This is a genomic window from Flavobacterium panici, from assembly GCF_024499525.1.
GTDB classification, from domain to species: domain Bacteria; phylum Bacteroidota; class Bacteroidia; order Flavobacteriales; family Flavobacteriaceae; genus Flavobacterium; species Flavobacterium panici.
Genome location: NZ_CP100437.1, coordinates 390,879 through 412,087 on the forward strand (window position 1 = coordinate 390,879; position 21,209 = coordinate 412,087).

The 21,209-nt window shown below is 29.2% G+C and carries 20 protein-coding genes; all 20 read right to left on the reverse strand.

From position 1 onward, the window contains the following. Positions 1-12 precede the first annotated feature (12 nt). Positions 13-1,362, reverse strand: a complete 1,350-nt coding sequence (locus tag NLJ00_RS01775) for an O-antigen ligase family protein (RefSeq protein ID WP_256636052.1) — start codon at positions 1,360-1,362, stop codon at positions 13-15. Between the two features lie 33 nt (positions 1,363-1,395). Beyond that, on the reverse strand, positions 1,396-2,466 hold the full coding sequence (locus tag NLJ00_RS01780) for a glycosyltransferase (protein WP_256636053.1): 1,071 nt from the start codon (positions 2,464-2,466) through the stop codon (positions 1,396-1,398). Next, positions 2,463-3,581, reverse strand: a complete 1,119-nt coding sequence (locus NLJ00_RS01785; protein WP_256636054.1) for a glycosyltransferase — start codon at positions 3,579-3,581, stop codon at positions 2,463-2,465. Before NLJ00_RS01785 ends, NLJ00_RS01780 begins: the two co-directional genes overlap by 4 nt. A gap of 106 nt (positions 3,582-3,687) precedes the next feature. Next, complete coding sequence (locus NLJ00_RS01790; protein WP_180860857.1) at positions 3,688-4,788, reverse strand: glycosyltransferase family 4 protein; 1,101 nt, start codon at positions 4,786-4,788, stop codon at positions 3,688-3,690. Positions 4,789-4,863: 75 nt separating this feature from the next. Beyond that, positions 4,864-6,000 carry a glycosyltransferase family 4 protein gene (locus tag NLJ00_RS01795; RefSeq protein WP_180860861.1) on the reverse strand — a complete coding sequence of 379 codons (1,137 nt, stop codon included), beginning with the start codon at positions 5,998-6,000 and terminating at the stop codon, positions 4,864-4,866. Then, positions 6,001-6,651 (reverse strand): CatB-related O-acetyltransferase, encoded by a 651-nt coding sequence (locus tag NLJ00_RS01800; protein ID WP_256636055.1) that lies wholly within the window; start codon positions 6,649-6,651, stop codon positions 6,001-6,003. Next, positions 6,648-8,039, reverse strand: coding sequence for a hypothetical protein (locus NLJ00_RS01805; RefSeq protein ID WP_180860867.1), 1,392 nt, complete (start codon positions 8,037-8,039; stop codon positions 6,648-6,650). Before NLJ00_RS01805 ends, NLJ00_RS01800 begins: the two co-directional genes overlap by 4 nt. Before the next feature lie 8 nt (positions 8,040-8,047). Continuing rightward, positions 8,048-8,929 (reverse strand): hypothetical protein, encoded by an 882-nt coding sequence (locus NLJ00_RS01810; RefSeq protein ID WP_256636056.1) that lies wholly within the window; start codon positions 8,927-8,929, stop codon positions 8,048-8,050. After that, a complete protein-coding gene (locus NLJ00_RS01815) occupies positions 8,929-10,362 on the reverse strand; it encodes an MBOAT family O-acyltransferase (RefSeq protein WP_180860873.1) in 1,434 nt (477 codons plus the stop codon). Before NLJ00_RS01815 ends, NLJ00_RS01810 begins: the two co-directional genes overlap by 1 nt. Before the next feature lie 31 nt (positions 10,363-10,393). After that, the gene (gene neuC, locus NLJ00_RS01820; protein ID WP_256636057.1) at positions 10,394-11,527 is read right to left on the reverse strand and encodes a UDP-N-acetylglucosamine 2-epimerase; all 1,134 of its coding nucleotides are present in this window, start codon (positions 11,525-11,527) and stop codon (positions 10,394-10,396) included. Beyond that, positions 11,520-12,560, reverse strand: coding sequence for an N-acetylneuraminate synthase (neuB, locus tag NLJ00_RS01825; RefSeq protein WP_256636058.1), 1,041 nt, complete (start codon positions 12,558-12,560; stop codon positions 11,520-11,522). Before neuB ends, neuC begins: the two co-directional genes overlap by 8 nt. 19 nt (positions 12,561-12,579) lie before the next feature. After that, positions 12,580-13,239 carry an acylneuraminate cytidylyltransferase family protein gene (locus NLJ00_RS01830; protein WP_256636059.1) on the reverse strand — a complete coding sequence of 220 codons (660 nt, stop codon included), beginning with the start codon at positions 13,237-13,239 and terminating at the stop codon, positions 12,580-12,582. A 13-nt stretch (positions 13,240-13,252) separates the two neighbouring features. After that, positions 13,253-14,323, reverse strand: a complete 1,071-nt coding sequence (locus NLJ00_RS01835) for an acyltransferase family protein (protein WP_256636060.1) — start codon at positions 14,321-14,323, stop codon at positions 13,253-13,255. Positions 14,324-14,327: 4 nt separating this feature from the next. Continuing rightward, on the reverse strand, positions 14,328-15,428 hold the full coding sequence (locus tag NLJ00_RS01840) for a glycosyltransferase family 4 protein (protein ID WP_256636061.1): 1,101 nt from the start codon (positions 15,426-15,428) through the stop codon (positions 14,328-14,330). 23 nt (positions 15,429-15,451) lie between these two features. Next, the gene (locus NLJ00_RS01845; RefSeq protein WP_256636062.1) at positions 15,452-16,468 is read right to left on the reverse strand and encodes a glycosyltransferase family A protein; all 1,017 of its coding nucleotides are present in this window, start codon (positions 16,466-16,468) and stop codon (positions 15,452-15,454) included. After that, positions 16,469-17,611 carry a glycosyltransferase gene (locus NLJ00_RS01850; RefSeq protein WP_256636063.1) on the reverse strand — a complete coding sequence of 381 codons (1,143 nt, stop codon included), beginning with the start codon at positions 17,609-17,611 and terminating at the stop codon, positions 16,469-16,471. Further along, positions 17,608-18,507 carry an alpha-1,2-fucosyltransferase gene (locus NLJ00_RS01855; protein ID WP_256636064.1) on the reverse strand — a complete coding sequence of 300 codons (900 nt, stop codon included), beginning with the start codon at positions 18,505-18,507 and terminating at the stop codon, positions 17,608-17,610. Before NLJ00_RS01855 ends, NLJ00_RS01850 begins: the two co-directional genes overlap by 4 nt. A gap of 8 nt (positions 18,508-18,515) precedes the next feature. Then, entirely contained in the window at positions 18,516-19,463 is a 948-nt protein-coding gene (locus NLJ00_RS01860; protein WP_180860901.1) for a glycosyltransferase family 2 protein, read from the reverse strand. Beyond that, positions 19,460-20,347 (reverse strand): FkbM family methyltransferase, encoded by an 888-nt coding sequence (locus NLJ00_RS01865; RefSeq protein ID WP_180860904.1) that lies wholly within the window; start codon positions 20,345-20,347, stop codon positions 19,460-19,462. The genes NLJ00_RS01860 and NLJ00_RS01865 overlap by 4 nt, the downstream gene beginning before the upstream one ends. Next, on the reverse strand, positions 20,344-21,192 hold the full coding sequence (locus NLJ00_RS01870) for a glycosyltransferase family 2 protein (RefSeq protein WP_180860907.1): 849 nt from the start codon (positions 21,190-21,192) through the stop codon (positions 20,344-20,346). Before NLJ00_RS01870 ends, NLJ00_RS01865 begins: the two co-directional genes overlap by 4 nt. Between the last annotated feature and the right edge of the window lie 17 nt (positions 21,193-21,209).

Below are 21,209 nucleotides of genomic sequence, written 5' to 3' on the forward strand. Positions count from 1 at the left end.
AAAAAACGTAATTTATTTTAAGTTATTACTTGTTTTTTCGGGAATTTGTACCTTTATTGATAGAAGCGCAAGAGCATAAACAAAAGCTGGGGCTGCTATTCGTAAAGCTGCATGATTTATGGTTAAAAGCCAAAAAATATAAAAGGATAAAAAATAAAGATGATTTTGATTGTTTGTATATAAGACAATAGGTACTAAGAACAGTAATAATAACCCAATAATTCCAAACAAACCATGCTCACTAAGCATACGTGAAATTTCATTATGGGCAGCTACTTCTTCTCCAAGGGAATCTTTACGCATTTCTTTCCCCATTCCTGCTCCAATACCCATAATAGGGTTGTCAAAAAATAGTTTTAGATCTGCGTCTATAATAGCTTCACGACCGCCTAAATGATCTTTTTTTTCTCGACCTCTGGCATCTTTATTTGCATACCTTTTTTCTATCATCCCCCTAGTTTGGAAAGATGTATAAGTCCATATTCCCAGAGCCAGAAGTCCCATCAAAATAAAAATTAGACCTATTTTGCTTTTATTTTTTTTACTTGAAAAATAATACAAGATTACTAACAAACAAATAATCATTATTACTCCTGCTATAACTCCTCCTCGTGAAAAGGTCACTATAGCTCTATAACTAACAAAGATTAATAAAACACCGTTTATGATTATTTTGATTTTTGATTTTGAAAACAATATTAATTGTGAAAAGAAAACAAACATTCCTAACCCTAATATTGTAGAAACCTGATTTGGACCAAATCCTCCTGAAGTTTCAAAATTAGATTGAGTACCCGTTACTACATCTCTAACACTAGGATTATACAAAAACAAATAAACTGTAGTTGTTACAATAGGAAATCCCATTGCTAAAACAATGTTTTGCAGGTTTAAAAACGTAATTTTCCTTTGAAACATGTATATCGAGCAAAAACACAAACAAATTGGTCCCAATAAATTGAAAACTAATGCTTTTTTAATATCCGTATCAAGATCAGCAACATTTATCGCTACAATAGCCCCTGGAATCAACAATAATGCAAACAAAACATAGATAAATGAATTAGATGAAAAATTACTGTACAGCATCCCTAACAACATGAAAAAAATGACCATGACTTTTACATATTCGTTGTTAAAATTACCGCCTGTCATTCGTAAAAAAACTTCTACTCCAACTAAATAACCGGCAACCAGAAGTACCTCATTGTTTTTATTTCTTGTTCGGGTAACTATAAAAAAACCAATTACCGGAATTAATAATGCATACACTTTTGACAAAAAGGGTAACACGAAAATAGCTAGAGCAATCGCTGCATGAATTAGAAGAAGAGAAATATATGTGAATTTGCTATTTTTCATTTATTTTAAGAACATTTAAGATAATAAAATTAATCAAAGAATTAACCATTCAGTATATTTTTCAATAACTGATTCATCGCTGTAATTTAATTTAATTACTTTACTTAATTCTGCACCCATTAATGTTCTATAAATATCATTCTCTATTAATTTTTGAATTGCTTCTTTAAATTGATTCAGATCATTTGACGGAACAATTAAGCCTATTTTTTCAGAGCTAATTATTTTAGAGATTTCGCCTACATTTGTTGCAACAACAGGTAATTTGTGTTGTCCATATTCTAGCAAAGCTAAAGGAAGACCCTCTGAAAGAGAGGGTAAAACTGCAATTTGAGATTGCTTTAAAGCTGCAGCAACATTATTAATTGTTCCATAAAAAAAAACAGTTTCTGTTAATTTCAAATCTAAGACTTTTTTTTTCAGAGAATCAGAGTATGAATCTTTAAAATCTTTACCAATTAAATGAAAGGACCAGTCAGGAAATTCATTTCGAATTATATTCGCCACATTAATTAAAAGTGCATGGTTTTTTTGAGGTCTAAGATTAGCCACACAAACAATTCGTTTCCCATCAGCTCCTTTTAAAAAAACCTTATCATTTGTATCAAAAGAGTTTTCGATAAAATTGGGCAAATAAATAATGTTCTTGCACCATAGATACCTTTTTGCCCAGTCTTTTAGAGCTGAATTAACTGAAATTATCCCTGTGAAAAAAATAGATGCCACTTTCAAAGTTAAATTTTTTCTAGACAACAAATCTTGTGAGATTCCATAATGATCGTGCCAAATAATTTTAACTTTTGGAAAATTTATTTTTATCAATGCAGCAATGAAAAAAGAGGAACTATGAGCATGAATGCAATCTATGTTGTTTGTTTTTATATACTTCCTTAATAGAAGTATAGATTTAAAATCAATTTTTCTTTTTTTTCCTAAAAATAAATAATCAACATTTTTATTGATCTGCTCTAAAAGCGAGCCTTCTTTTCGAGTAGCTATTAATCCTGAAAACTCAATCTTTTTTGACAAAGTATTAGCATAATTTATGGCCATTCGTTCAGCTCCTCCAGCTTCTAAAGAATCTATTATTTGAACAATTCTCATTTTATAACCAGTTTTTCAATTTCAGTTTCAAAAACTTCAGTAGTATAATTTTGAGACCATTCAGTCGCTAATTTACCAACATTAAGATAATTTGTTTGATCTAAGAGTAAATTTTCAATTTGAATCAGGTCATTTTCTAAATTCATTTCTAACAAAATTCCTCTTTTTCCATTATCAAGCATAAATGGAACACATGAGACATTGGTAGCTAAAGGAACACAGCCATAAAACATTCCCTCTGCAATAGCTTTTGGCCAACCTTCACTTTTAGACGGTAAAATAACAAAATGACTTTTTCTATAAGCTTTTTTTATAACATCCTGATTTTGATTTCCGTGCAAAAAAACAAAATCCTTAAGTTTGTTTTCTTGAATATAATTTTCGAGATTATCTCTTTCCGGTCCTTCTCCAAATACATTTAGTATAACTTTAGTTCCTTTTATAACTAAACTATTTATTAGTTGTAAAGCATACATTGGATTTTTACCTGTAACTAAACTTCCCACAAAAACAAATTCTATACCCAGATTTAAGTCGCTTTTTTTTATCGCTTCTTTCTCATAATCTGAATAAGTTGCTGTAAAAAAAGATTTTATATTCGCTGATTGGTTTTCCCATTCTCCATATACCAAAACCTGCATATTTCGGGTTAAAAAAGTATTATTTAATATATATTTTTGCAAATTATAAGTCCAAGGCTGTTTGCTTTTTGGATCCCAGTTTCCTGCATATTTTGCAGTTTTTATTTTATTTGGAAAAAGAACCTGAACAAAACACCCTATTAATCCTACATTTCCGGGACAACGTAAATGAATATGATCTGCGTTTTGCATTGCTTTAAAAGTTTTCCAAAAGACAAAAGACAAATTAAGTGTGCTTTTTAAAATGCATAATGGCGTATTAAATGCTAAAGTCGGTATTTTCTCAAACCTTATTTTAGAATGTTGGTAAGCCAGATCAATTTTACTTGCTTTTTCTTCACTCAAAGGCGCAACAATAGTTACATTATCGACATACTTAAACCAAATATTCATCTCTTTCACATAAGGTCCATAACCTAATAAATGTGAATTCTCTTTGTAGTGAGTAACGTGAGTGATGATTGTAAAGTTCATTAAATTTTAGAATAGATTTCTTTTTTGATTAAAGAGTTTTTATAAACATTGTTGATCTTGATAGCTTAAGAATAAATCTTTTAGATCTTACTCAATTAGGTTTAATTCAGTTTTCAATTATTTTTTTCATTGTTGTGCAATAACTATCTATTCCAAATTTTTTCAAATATGTTTTTCTTGCCTCGATTCCCATCTCAATGTAGTTTTCAAGATTATTTTCGACCTTTTCAAATAATAAAATCATTTCCTCCAAAGTTGGATCAAATTTAAAACACTCGACTCCATCTTCTAGTTCTTTTGCCAGTCCTGTATTATTTGAAATTAATAATGGTGTCTGATTCATCATTGATTCTAAACCAACTGTTGGAAGATTATCAAACTTTGATGGTACAATAGCATAATGACTTTTATTTAAATATTGATCAATTTCATTATAAGAAAGTGCTCCTTTAAAATTGATATCATTATGAGTATTGCTTAATTTTAATATTTGGTCATATTGACTACCACTGCCAGCAATTTTTAAACGAATTTTTGACATTTGAAACTTACTTTTATAAGTTAAAAAAGCATCAATTAATTCAATAACTCCTTTGGATGGTTCTAAGCGACCTAAATAAGAGATTATTATAGAATTTGGATCTGGATCAACTTTCCCATTGAATCTATCTTTCATTGGGTTAAGAACTTTTATACTGTTTTGACATTCAAAGTATTTCTCTAAATCTTCTTTAGCCAAATCTGAAGGGCAAATTACCAAGTCCGCAAACCATCTGTAAAGTAGCTTCTTTCTATATTTTTTAAAATTTCTTTTCAAAGATGATGTTAAAACATCTTCATTAATTTGACTTGATAATGTATGATAATAAGGAAATGTATTAACCTTGCGTAAAGAAAATATTTTTGAAATTATTGTTGTAATATTAACACTTACAAAATGACTTATCACTACACTTGGTTTATATTTCAGATAAATTTTTGCGTACCATAATGCATCTGAAATTTTTACAGGTCGATTTTCTGTTGGCCAAGAACAAATTAATAACTCTCCTTTACCAATAATTTCCTTGAAAGGCTTACTAAAAAAAGGCTTATGTGAAATAAAGATAACCCTGTTTCCATCATTACTTAAACTCTGAGCCAAATAATAACTCATAAAAGCAAATGAACTTTCGGTATAATTATGTGCAATTAAAATTGTTTTCATTTTTATATTTTCGCTAAAACTGCCAAAATCTTTTTTACTTAAGCTCAACACTTTAAAGAACCATTTATCAAAAGATTACATTTTATAAAAATCAATATTTTGACAAACGATGTTTTCAAGCCCGTATTTTGTAAGAACATGTTCTCTGGCTTTTTTTCCCATTTCTTTTGCTTCTTCTTTATTGGATAAAACCCAAATAATTTTTTCAGCAATATCTTTTGGATTATATGGGTCACATAATAAACCTGTTCTATAATTTTCTATAGCCTCAGGCCCAGGTCCTAATTTTGTAAAAACTACTGGTTTTTCCATAGCCATAGCTTCTGGAGCGACTAAACCCTGAGTCTCCATATGAGAAGGAAATACACATACCGAAGCACCTGAATATGCTATCGGAATTTCAGAATAAGGAGTAGATCCATGAAAATTAATACTTTTAGTGACATCTCCTAATTTTATTAATTCTTTGTCCTTCAACATTTTTATATATGAAGTATCATCTGGAAAAAACCAATCCTTGCCGTAAATTTCTAATGTTACGTTTCTAAATTCTTTCTTAACCATTGGGAAAGCCTGAATCAACTGACGAATTCCCTTTTTTTCACAAACTGTTCCAGCAAAAACAATTTTATCTTCAGATTGATTTTCAATTATTGGTTTAAAAAAATCTGTATCAATAGGATTGCTTATATAAGCTACTGTTTTATTATTGTAGCTTAAGTATTTCTCTGTGTGTGTTTTTACATATTGTGAAACTGCAATAAAAGCATCGGCTTTGCTAAAAGATCTTTTTTCCTGAAATCCCTTCCATTTATTAATTTTCCTGTTTTCGCTTTCAGCAAAAAAATGATGTCCACCGTGTAGACGTATAATGTATTTAATGTTTAATATCTTTTTTATAAAAGCTAAACCAAGTTCAGGAGATTCAATAATGTGTATAGGATCTTGTTTATGAATTTCAATAATTTTATCGTTGATTTTTTTTGAATTAAAATACCACGAAAGCCCTTTTATTGTACTTTTTTTTAATCGATATACATTTACATTCTCTATGATTTCAGTTTCATCTTTATTTGTATAGTTAATTCCAACAACAGATACTTTAATATTTTTTTTCACCAATGCAGTTGCGAGAGTTTGTACAAAACTTCCAATTCCTCCATGCGGAAATCCTTGTTTAGGAAATTCATTGGTTAGAAAACAGATATGCATTTAAGAATGTTTTTTAATAAAATTTTCTATTGATAAATAGAAATCGTTTATGTTTAATTTCATTTTTTCATCAGACCAATCCCACCAGTTAATTTTATTCAAAGCATCTATAATTTCCTGATTATGTTTAAATTTAATCACTTTTGCCGGAACTCCACCCACAACGGCATAATCTGGGATATCATCTGACACAACAGCACCAGCCAAAATAGTAACACCATTACCTATTTTTACATTGGGCAAAATTGTTGCATTCATTCCAATCCAAACATCATTTCCTACTACTATGCCAGCCTTCTTCGACTGCAGTTTTTTACTTAAATCACTAACTTTATAGGCTATATTATCAATTACTATCTCATCATTTTTTTCTAAAATTTCATGAAATAATGGAAAAGAAGTGATTTCACTTTCAGTATGAAAACCAGGATCGCAAATAAAATTAACATCATTTGCAATGGAACAATATTTACCGATTTTTAAACCCGAATCATTATACCATTTCCATACAAAGGCGCCATTATCATAAGTTTTATCTCCAACAAGTGGCCACTTTGCATCCTTTAAGTAAACACTATTTTTACCTTTTAAATAATTATAGTAATTAATTCCTAAAATACGCCATAATAGTTTTCTAATATATAGAATCATACGTTTTTATTTTTTACGATATTAGAAATATTAACGGAAGCGGTGCTTTTTTCTTCGACTATTGTATTATACCATTGCTTTAAAGCATCCGTCGAATTCCAGCCTTTTTTATAAATAACTTTATCAATAATCTCTTCTTTGCTATTAAGCCAAATTACAACATCAGTATTTGGCATGCTTTTAAAATGTTGAAATTGATAAATTTTTTTTACTGACCAGTTTTTATCATTCTGATTTTGTTGATCATAATTGATAAAAACACATGGTTTGTTAAATTTTCCAAAATCAAAAGCCATTGTTGAACCAACGTTCACTACTATATCAGAATAAAATGCAGTGCTTACTAATAATTTTACATCTTCAAAAGTTGGATAAACGGTGTTCCATTCTTTCGATTTGCTGAAATACCATAATGGTGGTGCTTCTTTAATTAAATCTTTATATTGCGCTACAATCGTATCAAATCTTCCTGAAAAATCAACGGGACATCTTCTTAATAAAATTTGATATTCGTTCTGTAAATTTGCTTTTATAATTTCTTCGGCTATATCTTTCAAATAACTTGGATCATCCGGCGAAGTTTTAGTGTCATCACCAGAGAAACAGATGATTTTTTTATTAAAATCCAGGTCATATTTTCTATAGTAGGTTTCCTTGTCGATTATATTTTTTTGTTCATCGTAAAACTCAAACTGTGGAGTTCCTGTGACATGAATATCTTCTAATAAAATTTCAGGGTAATATAGCTTCAATTCACTTTTCATGTGATTAGACCAAACTAAGTAATTATTTGCACGAAGTGCTAATCGGGCTTTTGGTAAATTATCCCAAGAATAAATTACTGTACTTGTTTTAATTCCTAAATCAGTTGCTGCTGCAAAAACTGTAGCTACGCTTAAAGCTCTTTGATGTGAACAGAAAACATGATTAATTTGAGCATTCATCAAGATGTTTTTTACTTCATTGTAAAAAGCATTCTGGCGAATCGCTTTCTGATACCTTTTTTCTAATTTTAAAATACTCGAATATTTTTTAAAAAAAGGAGATGATAACTCAATTATTTTATAGAATATTTTTTTTGAGAATCCTTTTTGTTTCCAATTCCAATTGCTTAGCAAAGTAGGATTATTAACTATAGAATTATTATAATAGAGTCTTAAAAGAGATATCAATTCTCTTAAAAATTTTTCTTTTGCAGACTCTTTATAATTCGGAATTAAGATTTCTTCATTAATTGAAATATTCTGCTTAATAGCCGTTATCGTTTCTGGATCGAAATTATGAAATAGAATTATATCTTCTTGTAGATTATCAAAAACATTAGAATAGAGATAATTTCTAATACCAACCCCATCTGGGAAAAGCAATACAATTTTATTTTTCTCCATTGAAAAAATTATTTTTTAAAAAAATCTTTTATAATTCTGGCAGTAAACATTTTTGCTCCTGCATCATTCATGTGCCCGCAGGATGAAAAATATTTATCTTCAATTACAACATTTTCATAATTATGAATTTCAGGGTATGCTTTTTTTACCTTATCAAAATAATTCATTCCTTTAGTATTCTCACATATTGGTGTCATGACTGAAATGAAATTAATTTTCTTGGCTTTACAAATGTTTTTAATTTCTTCGTAATATTTATTATGCTTTAATGGATTTAAATTGACAATATTATTCTTCATATTTCCATTTTTATGTTTCTCTAACGGATAGTATCCTAAATTATCCTGAGCATTTGTTCTTCTATTCATTGAAATAAAAAAAGCTTCTCTAAATCCTATTTTGCCATCATATTTAATATATCTGTAAAATGGAATATAATACAGTTCATTAAAATCTGCTTCATTTGAAAAGTGATCTTTAATAACTTCTGAATTATGAATATAAGGCAGGAATCTTGCAGAAATCCCTTCTGCCTGATGTTCATTTGAAAGATTTAAATCGGCTTCGAGAATGACATTTTTGATTTCGTATTTTCTTTCAATCATCAATTTCAACATCAAAGAAGCTTCAAATAAATGTCCGCCGCTCATTCCGTAATTGAATGCTTTCAATCCTTTGTCTTCAAACATTTGTGCTACAAAATGATTATTTGCTCTTGAAGATCCTAAAAAAACAACATCGTATTTCTGAGCTTTTGAATTAAAAACCTTTTCAATTTTTCCTCTATTATTAGAATGCATAAAAATATAGGTATACAAGCCATCTAATAGAAATGCTATTAAAACTGTTACTACACTAATTTTAGCTATATAAATTAAAAACTTCTTCATTAAAACTGAAAATATATAAATTCTTTATAATCTGAAAAAGTTCCGAAAGCCATAATAGCTAAGATTGCCAAAGCTACTTTTAATGTACTCCATTTTCCAGAAAGTGGTTCTACTTTACTGCGATTATTCCATTCGATTAAAACAAATATTCCAATCATAAGCAGCAGTTCATAACTGTAGCGTTCGTTGTCTAGATACTGAAAACTAAAATCTTTACTGGTAATAATTCGCTTTAAATATAAAACCGCATCTGTAATTGTTTTAGCTCTAAAAAATACCCACGCAATACAAGTTAATGCAAAGGTGTAAAGTATGCTTAAAAACACTTTTACAGAATCAAAATTAAATTTGAGCTGAATTGTGTCCATGTTATTTCGATTACTGTTTGAAAGAAGCAATGGCAGGAAATAAACTGCATTTATGAAGCCCCAAGCTAAGTATGTCCAATTTGCACCGTGCCAAAAACCACTCACAACAAAAATGATGAATGTGTTTCTGATTTTCATCCAAAGTCCGCCTTTACTTCCTCCTAATGGGATATATAAATAATCTCTAAACCAGGAAGAAAGTGAAATATGCCAGCGACGCCAAAACTCTGCTATATCTCTTGAGAAATAAGGATAATTGAAGTTTCGTAATAAATCTAAACCAAACAATTTGGATACTCCAAGTGCAATATCTGAATATCCTGAAAAATCTCCATAAATTTGAAAAGCAAAATATATAGCTCCTAAAATAAGCGAGAAGGAATTCATTGAAGTATAATTATCAAAAACAGCATTGGCATAAGGTGCACAAGTATCCGCAATAATTACCTTTTTTACTAAACCCCAAATAATTTGATAAATCCCTTGTTTTGCATTTTCTAAGTCAAACTCTCGCTTAACTTTTATCTCTGGTAATAAATGCGTTGCTCTTTCTATGGGGCCGGCAACCAGCAGCGGAAAATAACTCACAAATAAGGAATAATCTACAAAATTATATTCGGCTTTTATTCTTTTAAAATAAATATCAATGACATAAGAAAGTCCGTGGAAAGTATAAAATGAAATTCCGACAGGCAAAATAACATTCAGTAAAAATGGACTTGCTTTTACTCCTGCTGAATTTAATAGTTCTGAAAATGAAGATGCAAAGAAATTATAATATTTGAAAACTCCTAAAAATCCCAGATTAACCAAAATACTCAACCAAAACCAGAATTTTCGGCTTTTTTCTGATTTTCCTTTTTCGATTTGAATTCCGGTGTAATAATCCAGAAAAGTTGAGAAAACTAATAAAAATAGAAATCTCCAATCCCAACAAGAATAGAAATAATAACTGGCAATAATTAATAAAGCATTTTGGGTGCTTTTGTTTTTATTAAAGACAAACCAATACAGGAAAAAGACAATTGGCAAAAAGATAGCAAATGCTATGGAGTTAAAAAACATAAGTATTTACAATGGTATTATGAAAGAGATATTATATATCTCTAAATTGTTTTTGGTGATTCAGCTGCCAAATATCGTTTTTCTTTAGTGATTGTAAAAACAATTCGTTACTATTTCCTTCTCCAAAGTCATTATCTGAAATTTGAACTTTATGTGAACCTATTTTAGAAAGTGCTTCTTTTATGTTTTTGCCTGAATAATCAACATTGATTATATCTGCATTAATTGTCCTATTTTGCTGGCGCGTTCCTATATTAATTATTGGAATCCCATAATAAGGAGCTTCACGAATTCCGGCACTGCTGTTACCAATTATAAATTGGCTGTTTTTTAATAATGTTAGAAAATACTCAAACCTAAGAGATGGGCAAATGCGGAATCTTTCATTAGCATCTAATCTTTCAAATTCTTCTATTATAAATTGACTTCCTAAGTCATTGTTTGGAAAAATAACAATATAGTTACGATTATCCTGCAATAAGCAGTCAACAAAAGTAATTGCATACTCTTTCATTGATTTAAACTCTGTAGTAACGGGATGAAACATGACAATAGCATAATGATCAAACAGAATCTCATAATATTTCTTAGCAGTTTCAAGAGATGGCAAACTATTAGAAAACATAATATCAATGTCAGGAGAGCCAATTGTAAAAATCGATTCTTTTATTTCTCCCATTTGAATCAGTCTCTTTGCCGCTTCTTTATTCGATACAAAATGTATATGACTTAGTTTACTAACGCTATGACGAATCAGCTCATCAACTGTTCCTGAAATTTCTCCGCCTTCAATATGAGCAACTAATATGTTGTTTAAAGAGCCTACAATAGCACCGGCAAGTGTTTCCACTCTATCGCCGTGAACTACAATCATATCCGTATTTATGGTTTTACAGTAATTCGACAAACCTTCAATGGTTTTTGCCAATGTCAAATCCATCGTGGTTTCATGCGTATGATTTTCGAATGTAAAAACATTTTTAAATTTACAGCGTTCTATCTCGAGAAGTGTATATCCATAAAGTTCCTGCAGATGCATTCCGGTAACGAAAACAAAAGCTTCAAAATCCTGCTGTTCTTCGAGGGTTTGAATAAGGGATTTTATTTTCCCAAAATCAGCACGAGTTCCGGTAAGAAATAATATTTTTTTTGGAGAATTACTCAAAATCAGTAAAATCTAATTGTTCGTCATTTTCAATATCTCTCACAGCAGTTTTACCAATTAAATCATTAAAGTGCTCTGCTAAAATTTTACCAGTTCCTGGACGTTTGACCCAAATATTTTCTTTAGATAAAATCTCTCCTTTTTTAATTGATTTAATAGCGCAAACAGTAGCAAAAGCAAAATCAATTGTAACTTGTTCTTCTAGAGCTGGTTTTTTAGTTCCACCTCGCATTAAGGCAATTTCTGCACTTGAAACTATTAATTCTGCGCATGCTTTTTCATCCATACTGCAAACAATATCCGGACCTGTTCGCTGCATGTGATCTGTAAAATGTCTTTCTAAAACACTTGCTCCAAGAGCGACTGCGCCTAAACAAGCATTATTATTAAGAGTATGATCACTCAATCCAAATACTTTGTCTGGAAAAGCTTGATGAAGTTCTACCATTGCCCCAAAACGAACCAAATGAATTGGTGTTGGGTATAAATTTGTTGTATGCAATAAAGCAACCGAAATATTATGTTTATCAAAAATCGCAACGGCTTTTTGAATACTTTCTATTGTATTCATTCCTGTGCTTAAAATTACAGGTTTTCCAAATGAAGCAATGTGTTCTAACAACGGATAATTATTACATTCTCCCGAACCAATTTTATAGGCCGGAATATCAAATTTCTTTAATCTTTCGGCAGCTGCTCTTGAAAAAGGTGTCGAAATAAAAATCATGCCTTTGCTTTCTACATAATTTTTCAGTTCTAACTCTTGAGATTCATTTAGCGAGCATCTTTCCATGATTTCATAAATAGAAACATCTGCATTTCCCGGAATTACTTTTTTTGCTGCGCCAGACATCTCATCTTCTACAATATGAGTCTGGTGTTTTACTACCTCAACTCCTGCTCTGTATGCTGCATCAACCATTTCTTTTGCTACTTCTAAAGAGCCTTCGTGATTGATTCCTATTTCGGCAATAACTAATGGTGGAAAATCTGGTCCAATTTTACGACCTGCAATTTCTATGTATGGATTCATTTGTATAAAATTTGGGGTTTTATTGTTTTTGATAAAGGTATCTCGCATAATCTAAATCATCCGGAGTATCGATATCAACTTGTGCAAAAATATGATTTACTTCGAATGGAAAAGCATTTTCTGAAATAATAATATCGTTGATAATTAAAGAAGCTTTTGTAATATAAAGCAGGCCATTTTCAAAAAAAAGCGGTTCTAAATCCTGACTTCTCTGCCCGATAGTGTAATTAAAAGGCTGGAATTTATTATTTACAATTTTTCCAAATTTTTGATGATTTCTTGAAACTGTAAATATGCTGTCTAAATTATCGTTTTGATATTTTTCAAAAGCTTCTTTTAATAAATTTTGAGGACGTAATGGATTTGTAACTTGTAATAAAACGACATTTTCAACATTTGATTCAATTGACTCTAAAACATTTTTTACTGCCGAAACTGTTGGTTCTAAATCTCCTGAAATAGAAACGGGGCGATCAATAACTTTTGCTCCAAATTGCATTGCTATTTTTTTTATTTCAGCATCATCAGTTGAAACGTAAATATCCTCTATTATATCACTATTTTCCTGTGCATATAATATGGAATGAGCAAGCAGAGGTAATTCTCCTAAAAACTGAATATTTTTTTCAGGTATTCGTTTGGAACCTCCACGGGCAGGGATTATAGCAATGTTTTTCATTTCTTTTATTTTATTAAGCTGGATTTTCAATCATAGCAGTCATTTTCTTTTTTGCTCTTATTTTATCCTGAAGTGGTTTTTCAACATAGATATAAGCTAATGAAGAAAGGATTATTAAAATAAATAGTCTTAGAAAAAAAACTACTGTAGAATCACTTATATGTAAATGTTTATTAACACTATAAGCACTTATTAAGGAATAAACAGGAAATTGTAATATATAAATTCCAAAACTAATTTCTCCTAAAAAAACGAATACCTTTTTCTTAAACATTTTTGTTATCAACCCATTATTTAAAGAAATTAAAATTATTAATGGTATAAAAAACGTTGCCAGCAAACCATTATGAAAATTTAAATTTAATGGGAATTTTAAAGCTAAAAATATTATGCTAATAATTAATAGAATTATAAAATCATAGTTACCAGTTTTATGCTGCCAGTTTTTTATCAAAAGATATCCGGCTAAATTTCCGATCAAAAATTCATTAAGATGCATTAATGGATTATACATTAATATATCTTTCAGGTTACTTAATTCATTTGTTCCATATAATGAAAAAAGTATTTGAAATAAAATTTGACTAAAAACCCAAAAGATAATAATAGATTTTGCAATTTTTTTAATATTATCATTTTTAAGAAATGTATTTAAAACAATAGGAAAAACTGCATAGAACAAGAGCTCAACTGATAACGACCAGCCAGGTGGATTATAAGACAATGCTTGTCCCGGAATCCAACTCTGAATCATAAACACGTTCAAGAAAAAACCTAATGAATCAAAGCTTTTTGTTTTTATTTGTAGAAACAGAACAATCAATATCGCTAAAAAATATATCGGATAGATTCTCGCAAACCTATTTCTAAAGTAGTCTTTTGATGAAAAGTCTGATTTGTTTACATAAGCAATCATCATAACAAATCCTGACAATAAAAAGAAGTAACTAACACAAACATCTGCGTTAAAAAATATAGGCTTGACAATATCATTATTAAACAGAAAGCTCTTTTTTCCAAAATGAAAAATCACAATTGAAATTGCTGCCAGAAATCTGGTAAAAGTTAGCTGCTCTATTCTCATTCTTTTATATATTTTTTTCTAATCTTGATTTTGCTTCCTCAATTATTATATTCATTCCATTTCTCCATGATTCTATTGAATATAGTTCCTCTTGTATCTTTGAGATTTCGGGCTTGTCGTTTAAAAAACTATTTATTGCTTCTACCCACTCCATAACAAAATGTGGATTTTCGATTAGTTTACCTAATTTTCCATGTTGCAAAACTTCTGGCACTCCACCCATTGCAGATGCAATGCAATAATTACCACAATGTAATGCTTCGATTAAACTTAAACCGAAACCTTCCTGACAAAGAGTTGGAAAAAGATAACAATCAGATGCTTGATAATATTGTGGAAGATCCTCATTTGAAATCCTGCCTAGAAATTTAACGCCAGAGATGTTTTGTTCTCTTTCTGATCCGATAACCAGAAATACAATATTTTTTTGCGTTTCATATACTTTTTTCCATGCTTCTAAAACAATGTGCAATCCTTTTTTAGGTCTGTCCTGGGAGCACCAGATAAAAACTTTTTTATCTTCAAATCCAAGTTTTCTTTTTAAATTTTCTTTATCAGAGACCGATATTGTTTTAAATTTTCGAGTATTGATACCGTTATGGAGAATCGAAAAATGGCAAGGCAAAACATTGATTGATTTTTTAAACTGCTTGTAACTATCATGTGTTAATACGATTAGCTCATCAATCAATTCATAAAAATTTGACCCCGAATTCAACTGCATGTAGGGAGAGAATCCATGGTAAAAAAACTGAATATAACAATTCTTTATAACTCCTATTGAAGTAAGATAATCGTGAAGCGGTTTAATCATTCCGTAATTATCAACAACTTGAATTATATATTTTTGATTTGGAAGGATTATTTTATTTAAAGCCTGAAAATATTGAAGATTCTTTTTCCTGAAAAACTTATGTCGAACTTTCTGAAAGAAAGTCACATTAGCAAAACTATAATTAATTCCTGCAAACGTAATTTGAGTTTTTGGACATACAATATAATCTATTTTATGATCGCTCTCTAGATAATTTTTATATAATGTAGTCCAGCTTCCAATTTTAGAATAAGGTAATGGTACTTGAGAAATTAGAATTGTTTTGATCATGTTTTTCACTAAATAACTCTTAATTAATAAATACTTGCCTCTTCTTTACTAAGCCCTTTATATTTTAAAAACCATTTTCTTACAGGTTTTCTCGATATTATTTTCCTGAATAAAACATTTTTAATCCATAAAAGAGTTTTATAACTTTTGTAAGATTGAAAGTCAAATAGAAATTCTGAATTTTTATCTGAAATTGTTAAAGATTGAAAAACTTCTTCCATCCACGGTTCTTTAACATTTCCCATATGATATGTATAGTTATCTTCGGTAGCCAAACGCCAAAATCCCTGATCTATAACGGGTTTGTCAAGAATATCATCACTATCTCCCCCCATTACATATTTGGTATGTTTTTCTTTAATTTCTCGTAAAATATCTCCTCTATAAGTTACAACAAAATGCCCTGCTCCAACAACTGCCTTTAAAGAATTACTGGAAATTGTTAGGTATTTTTTTAGATGTATGCCTTTATAAAAATTTGGATTATTAATACTAACCGCAAATGCTTCTAATGCTTCGGGGTTTTTAACTTTTGAAAACTGCATTTTTTTTGAAAAAAAATTCTCAAAAAGTATATTAAACGTCTTATCATTAAATGATTTTGACGAAGGGGTTGGGCAGACAGCTCCAGCTTTGGGAAATGCTTTAAAAATCTTATACGTTTCCTCTTGCCAATTATTCAAAAATAATACATCTGCATCAGCCGCTGTGACTAAATCAAACTTATGTCCTACGATTCCTTTTAAAATTGCATTGATATATCCAATATTTGTTAAATGGATAATCTCTTGAATTTTATTTTCATCAAACATATTTTGTAAATAATCAACAACTATTTTACAACTGCCATTATTTACAATAGATATATATGTTTTATTATGACTTGTTTTTATAAGCGACTCAAGGCTGTATTTTAAGATTTGGAAACTATCCGTAAAATATCCTTCGAGATTTGGAATATAAACCGGAATAATAACCTGATGGAAAAAATCCTCAGTTTTTTTTACTTTATCTTTTTCAGGATTAAAACCTATTCGCATTTAATAATTTATTTCAAGGTTTTTATATAATGCTATTACCTTTTGTTGATTAGTATAGTAATCTAATTTTTCAAGCGCAATTTTGGTATTCAATTTGTTTGCCTCAATCAACATTTCTTTATCTTCAATTGCCTGAGTGATTAATTCAGCAATTGAATCAATATTCTCAGGATCTTCGATTAGAAATCCATTTATTCCATGATTTATAATCTCAGCCGAAACATTTCCCGGATTCGATTGAATGGGAAATGCTCCCATAACAATTGCTTCCAACAATGTATTTGCCATACCATCTGAAATGTTATTTCCAATATATAATATCGATTTACCCATTAATTCCATTATTTGCTGATGCGATAAATCATGTCGGCCATATGTCTTATATTCCAGATTATTTTCAACAACATACTTTTCAACAACATTATGTGCTCCAAAAACAATTATCTCATATTGGTCAATTTTTGTTTTTAATTTTTCAAGAGCTTTAATTACATTTATTCCTCTGCCAAATAAATTTTGATAGCCTTTAACTAAAATTACTTTTCTATCTTCAATTGGCAGCTTATAAATTTCAAATTCTTTTATTTTATAACCAGTCCCGCCAGGAATTACTCCAATATGCTTGCCACTAAACCCTAATTCTTTGGCAATTTCATAATCTCTAAAACAATCAGTATGCAAATAATCTACTCGTTTTAAAACATTTTTGATTTTGCTTTTATGATTTGCAAAATTCTGAAAATAGAACAAATCATTACCCCAACAAGAATAAATCCATTTTATTTTTGGAAATTTATTCATTGCTTTTATTATAGGATATGAACAAGACTGCATTTCAAAACTATGAATAACATCTGGATCAATTTCTTTTATAATTCTTTCGAGAGCTTCATGTTCAGTAGTTTCTAGAAAAGGACGGATTAAGCTATATAATCCGGGCATTTTTTTTGAGAAGCTATATTCACCTTTTAAATATGGGAATTTTCTTTTTCTTGTTTCTAAAAATTGTTTTACCGTTTCTAATGTTTCTAACTTTCCACTTCCCAAAATATCATACCAGTAAAAATCATGCTCAGACTCTTTTAAATTATCGATCCATCGCACAGCGTGAATAGAATGCATGGAAATAAAAATAATTTTCATCTAAAAATTCGTTTTTTTACTCTATTAATTATATTCGTTATCACTGCAACTCCTCGGCAAAAAACATCATTTGACTGAAAATTGATCTCTTTAAAAAACAATATATAGTTTTTAGGTTTCAAACAATGCTTTTTGTAGTCAAATGAAAGCCATCTATCCGGAAAAAAATCTTTATCATTATTTAGTTTAGCAAATGAGCCTCTGAAATTTTTTACTGGTCTAATAATTTTACTATTTTTTTTCTCTCCCAACCATGCTACCCACCATGAAAATGTTGAGTTACTAATTATAAAATCTTGACCTTGTGAACCTAAAATTAATTGTTCTACAGCAGTAAGATTTTCTAAAAAACAGGCGTTTTTCAAAAACTTAAAATGACGCTTACAGTATTCAATATTATCACTCATAAAAATCAAATCTCGTTTCTCCCAATCAGCAAAATTATTTTTTAATGCTAAAATATAATACCAATATGGCAATTGGTAATAATGTGGGTGGCAAACAAAATCACCTCGTCTTACTGATATAAAAATGGGTCTATTTTTAAACAAATAGTCATATTTAGTAAGCAATTCTTGTACAAAAACATCTTTGAATTTGAATATTTTTTTAGTTGTCTCAATATCAAAATATTTTTCTGACTGTAAAGCGCCGTTTATATCATAATCTTCATTACCTATTTCCCAGTTATGAAACTCATAATTCTTTTCAACAATCTGAATTAGCTTTTTACTTTTATCTTGTTTTGGTAATTCGTAATCAAAATAATCCGAATATCCCCACTCGGGAAATGAAAATGGTTTATTATGTTTTATTGCCAAACCTACAGTAGACGCAATTTGAAACAATTGATTTCCTAAATTTCCTTTTCTGCCTAAACTATTAAATGTTAACATATTTATTTTTACTTAAAAAACACATAACCTTTGTTACAAACTTTATAAACCAGAAAACCTAAACTAACTTTAATCAACTCTCTAAAATTGTAAAAATTCAAAAAATGAATTTTAGCTAACCGAGAGTATATGTAAAAAGAATAATCTTTGTTAGATCTTAATGAGTTATAAATTTCTGTTTTATAATACTTTACAGCATAACCAAGTAGTGGTTTATAAGGTGTAATTTTATTTATCCTGATCAGCTTTAAATGTTTTTCTAAAGCATTTAAAACCGAAATTATTTCTTTTTTATTTCCTTTTTTTATTTCTTGCGATAATGAATCGTTATGTAAACGATAAAGAATTGTTGGCTTTTCATTATAACGAATGATTGGTTTTTTATACAACATTCTCATATTAAAATCCCAGTCGTCTACATTTGATATATTTTCATCAAAGAGATACTCTTGTTTATTTAAAAATTTTCTCTCCCATAAAGGCCCTGATACATAAAGTGCAACTTTAGCAATAAAATAGTCATGAATTAAATCTGCCGAAAAAATATTACTTTTTTTAATTTCTTTTTTTTGATCAAAATCATAAAGAACAAGCGGTGATAGTATAACATTTGAATAGCCTTTCATCAATTTTGATTCAATGTCCATGCTGTCGATATACATCAAATCATCACTATCGAGCCATTTTACCCATTCTCCATTACTAAGACTAAAACCATAATTTCTACAGGAGTTAGCTCCCTTAATCATAGTCTCAGGCCTTTTATAAAATTGAAAACGATTATCTCTTTTTATATATTCGCTAATAATATTTTCTGTATTATCATCCGACCCATCGTCGACAATAATACATTCCCAATTTTTATATGTTTGAACTAAAATGCTATCTAAAGTTTCCTTTATTAATGATTCACGATTATAAACCGGTATAATTATCGAAATTAATGGTGGATTCATATTTTGTTTTTATAGGCGTATATCATTCCTGTATTATGAGATAAGTTTTGAGAGAAATAACCAAATCCATTTTCTTCTAAAACTTTATTTATAGGCTTACTTCCTTTATCATGCCATTCTAAAAGAAAACAATCAATATTTTGAATACAATTCGATTGCTCTAAATCCTCAAAAATTTCATATTCAGCCCCTTCACAATCCATTTTCACTACAATTTTACTAAATGGGTTTTCTTTCTTTATTCTCTCGATTTCAGATGAAGCATTTTTAATTAAAACCTCTTTCTCTACAACTTGTGAAGAGTCAAAACTTGAACTCATTTTTCCTCTTACTCCCGTATTACCTTTTACATTTTTATTAAAAAGAAAAACTTCTTTTCTTTCATTTTTACCTAAACCATAATTTTTAAAATCGCTTACTTTTAATATATCTTTATTTAAAGTAAAGTTTAACAAAGCTTGTTTATAAGTATCCTCAACCGGCTCAAATGCATAAATTTTCTCAATATTATTAATTCTTGAGAAGAACAAAGATGCTATCCCGATATTAGTTCCAATATCAATTAAGACTATTTTTTCATTGAAAAAAAAGTTATAATCCATTTTCACAAATATTTCATTAACAATCAATATTTCTTCAAAAGTTTCCACATAAATCTTTAAGTTTTCGAACTCTAATAATATTCCATCTTTATAATCTATGAGTTTTAAATCATCGTAAAGTCCGTTTAAACTTTGAATAAAAGGAAATCCTTTTACCGCTAATTGTAAACCTTTTTCAATATTAAATTTGGACAAAAATAAAAGTCTTCTTTTTTGGTCTTTTTTTTTGTTTTCAATTCTGTAACCTAATTTCGTAAACAATTTATAAATAGTTTTTTTCATCTTAAAATTACTTTTTTTAGAAGTCGTAAAGGCCTTAAAATTATATTTCCAATTCTATAATCGATAGATTCTAATCTTTTAATTTCATTAGTTTTATATCTTAATGTTCTTTTTTGCAAAAATGCTATTGTTTTATCAAAATCTTTTATATACAAATCTTTATGTTTATTTAATACATACTGATAATTTTCTTCTTCGTATAAAAGATTTGTGGTTTGAAGCATTGAGGTTTCTTTTTTTCTATAATTAAAAAGAAATTCCTTTATTATGTGTACTTGCCAGCTTTGTTTCGTAACAGAGATCCAAAATTCCCAATCCTCGTATCCTTTTTTCATATTTTCATCAAAGCCGTTAGCATCAAGCCAGCATTGTTTTCTAAATAGGGAACTAGCCATCGTATTGTTACAAAATAAAAAATTTTCGATATTGCCTCCTTCCGGACAGGTTTTATGGATTACTTTACCCTTCTCTACAAAATAGTTTGAAAAACAGCCTACAACACCAACCATTGATTGCTGATTTAAAATCGATGATGCTTTTTCGATAAAAGTATTTTCAAAAATATCATCTGCATCTAAAGCTGCAATATACTCTCCATTTGCGTTTACAATTCCTGTATTTCGAGCTGCGCTTAACCCTTTATTTTCTTGAGTAATTAATTTTACTTTTTTATGGTTATTGATAGTAGCCAAAACTTTTTTTGTAGCTTCATTTGAACCATCATCCACAATAATAACTTCAATATTTTCGTAAGATTGATTTAAAGCTGAATTGACACTTTCTTGAATATAATCTTTGTCATTATAACAAGGTATAACAATTGAAACTAATTTGGTATTTTTCACTTTTTCTATTTAATGTT

Coding starts and splice junctions, on each gene's coding strand:
- NLJ00_RS01865 (WP_180860904.1), bottom strand. CDS start 20,347: ATGAAAAAAACTATTTATAAATTGTTTACGAAATTAGGTTACAGAATT.
- NLJ00_RS01795 (WP_180860861.1), bottom strand. CDS start 6,000: ATGCATATCTGTTTTCTAACCAATGAATTTCCTAAACAAGGATTTCCG.
- NLJ00_RS01775 (WP_256636052.1), bottom strand. CDS start 1,362: ATGAAAAATAGCAAATTCACATATATTTCTCTTCTTCTAATTCATGCA.
- neuB (WP_256636058.1), bottom strand. CDS start 12,560: ATGAATCCATACATAGAAATTGCAGGTCGTAAAATTGGACCAGATTTT.
- NLJ00_RS01835 (WP_256636060.1), bottom strand. CDS start 14,323: ATGAGAATAGAGCAGCTAACTTTTACCAGATTTCTGGCAGCAATTTCA.
- NLJ00_RS01780 (WP_256636053.1), bottom strand. CDS start 2,466: ATGAGAATTGTTCAAATAATAGATTCTTTAGAAGCTGGAGGAGCTGAA.
- NLJ00_RS01790 (WP_180860857.1), bottom strand. CDS start 4,788: ATGAAAACAATTTTAATTGCACATAATTATACCGAAAGTTCATTTGCT.
- NLJ00_RS01845 (WP_256636062.1), bottom strand. CDS start 16,468: ATGCGAATAGGTTTTAATCCTGAAAAAGATAAAGTAAAAAAAACTGAG.
- NLJ00_RS01840 (WP_256636061.1), bottom strand. CDS start 15,428: ATGATCAAAACAATTCTAATTTCTCAAGTACCATTACCTTATTCTAAA.
- NLJ00_RS01785 (WP_256636054.1), bottom strand. CDS start 3,581: ATGAACTTTACAATCATCACTCACGTTACTCACTACAAAGAGAATTCA.
- NLJ00_RS01800 (WP_256636055.1), bottom strand. CDS start 6,651: ATGATTCTATATATTAGAAAACTATTATGGCGTATTTTAGGAATTAAT.
- NLJ00_RS01855 (WP_256636064.1), bottom strand. CDS start 18,507: ATGTTAACATTTAATAGTTTAGGCAGAAAAGGAAATTTAGGAAATCAA.
- NLJ00_RS01815 (WP_180860873.1), bottom strand. CDS start 10,362: ATGTTTTTTAACTCCATAGCATTTGCTATCTTTTTGCCAATTGTCTTT.
- NLJ00_RS01805 (WP_180860867.1), bottom strand. CDS start 8,039: ATGGAGAAAAATAAAATTGTATTGCTTTTCCCAGATGGGGTTGGTATT.
- NLJ00_RS01860 (WP_180860901.1), bottom strand. CDS start 19,463: ATGAATCCACCATTAATTTCGATAATTATACCGGTTTATAATCGTGAA.
- NLJ00_RS01850 (WP_256636063.1), bottom strand. CDS start 17,611: ATGAAAATTATTTTTATTTCCATGCATTCTATTCACGCTGTGCGATGG.
- NLJ00_RS01810 (WP_256636056.1), bottom strand. CDS start 8,929: ATGAAGAAGTTTTTAATTTATATAGCTAAAATTAGTGTAGTAACAGTT.
- NLJ00_RS01830 (WP_256636059.1), bottom strand. CDS start 13,239: ATGAAAAACATTGCTATAATCCCTGCCCGTGGAGGTTCCAAACGAATA.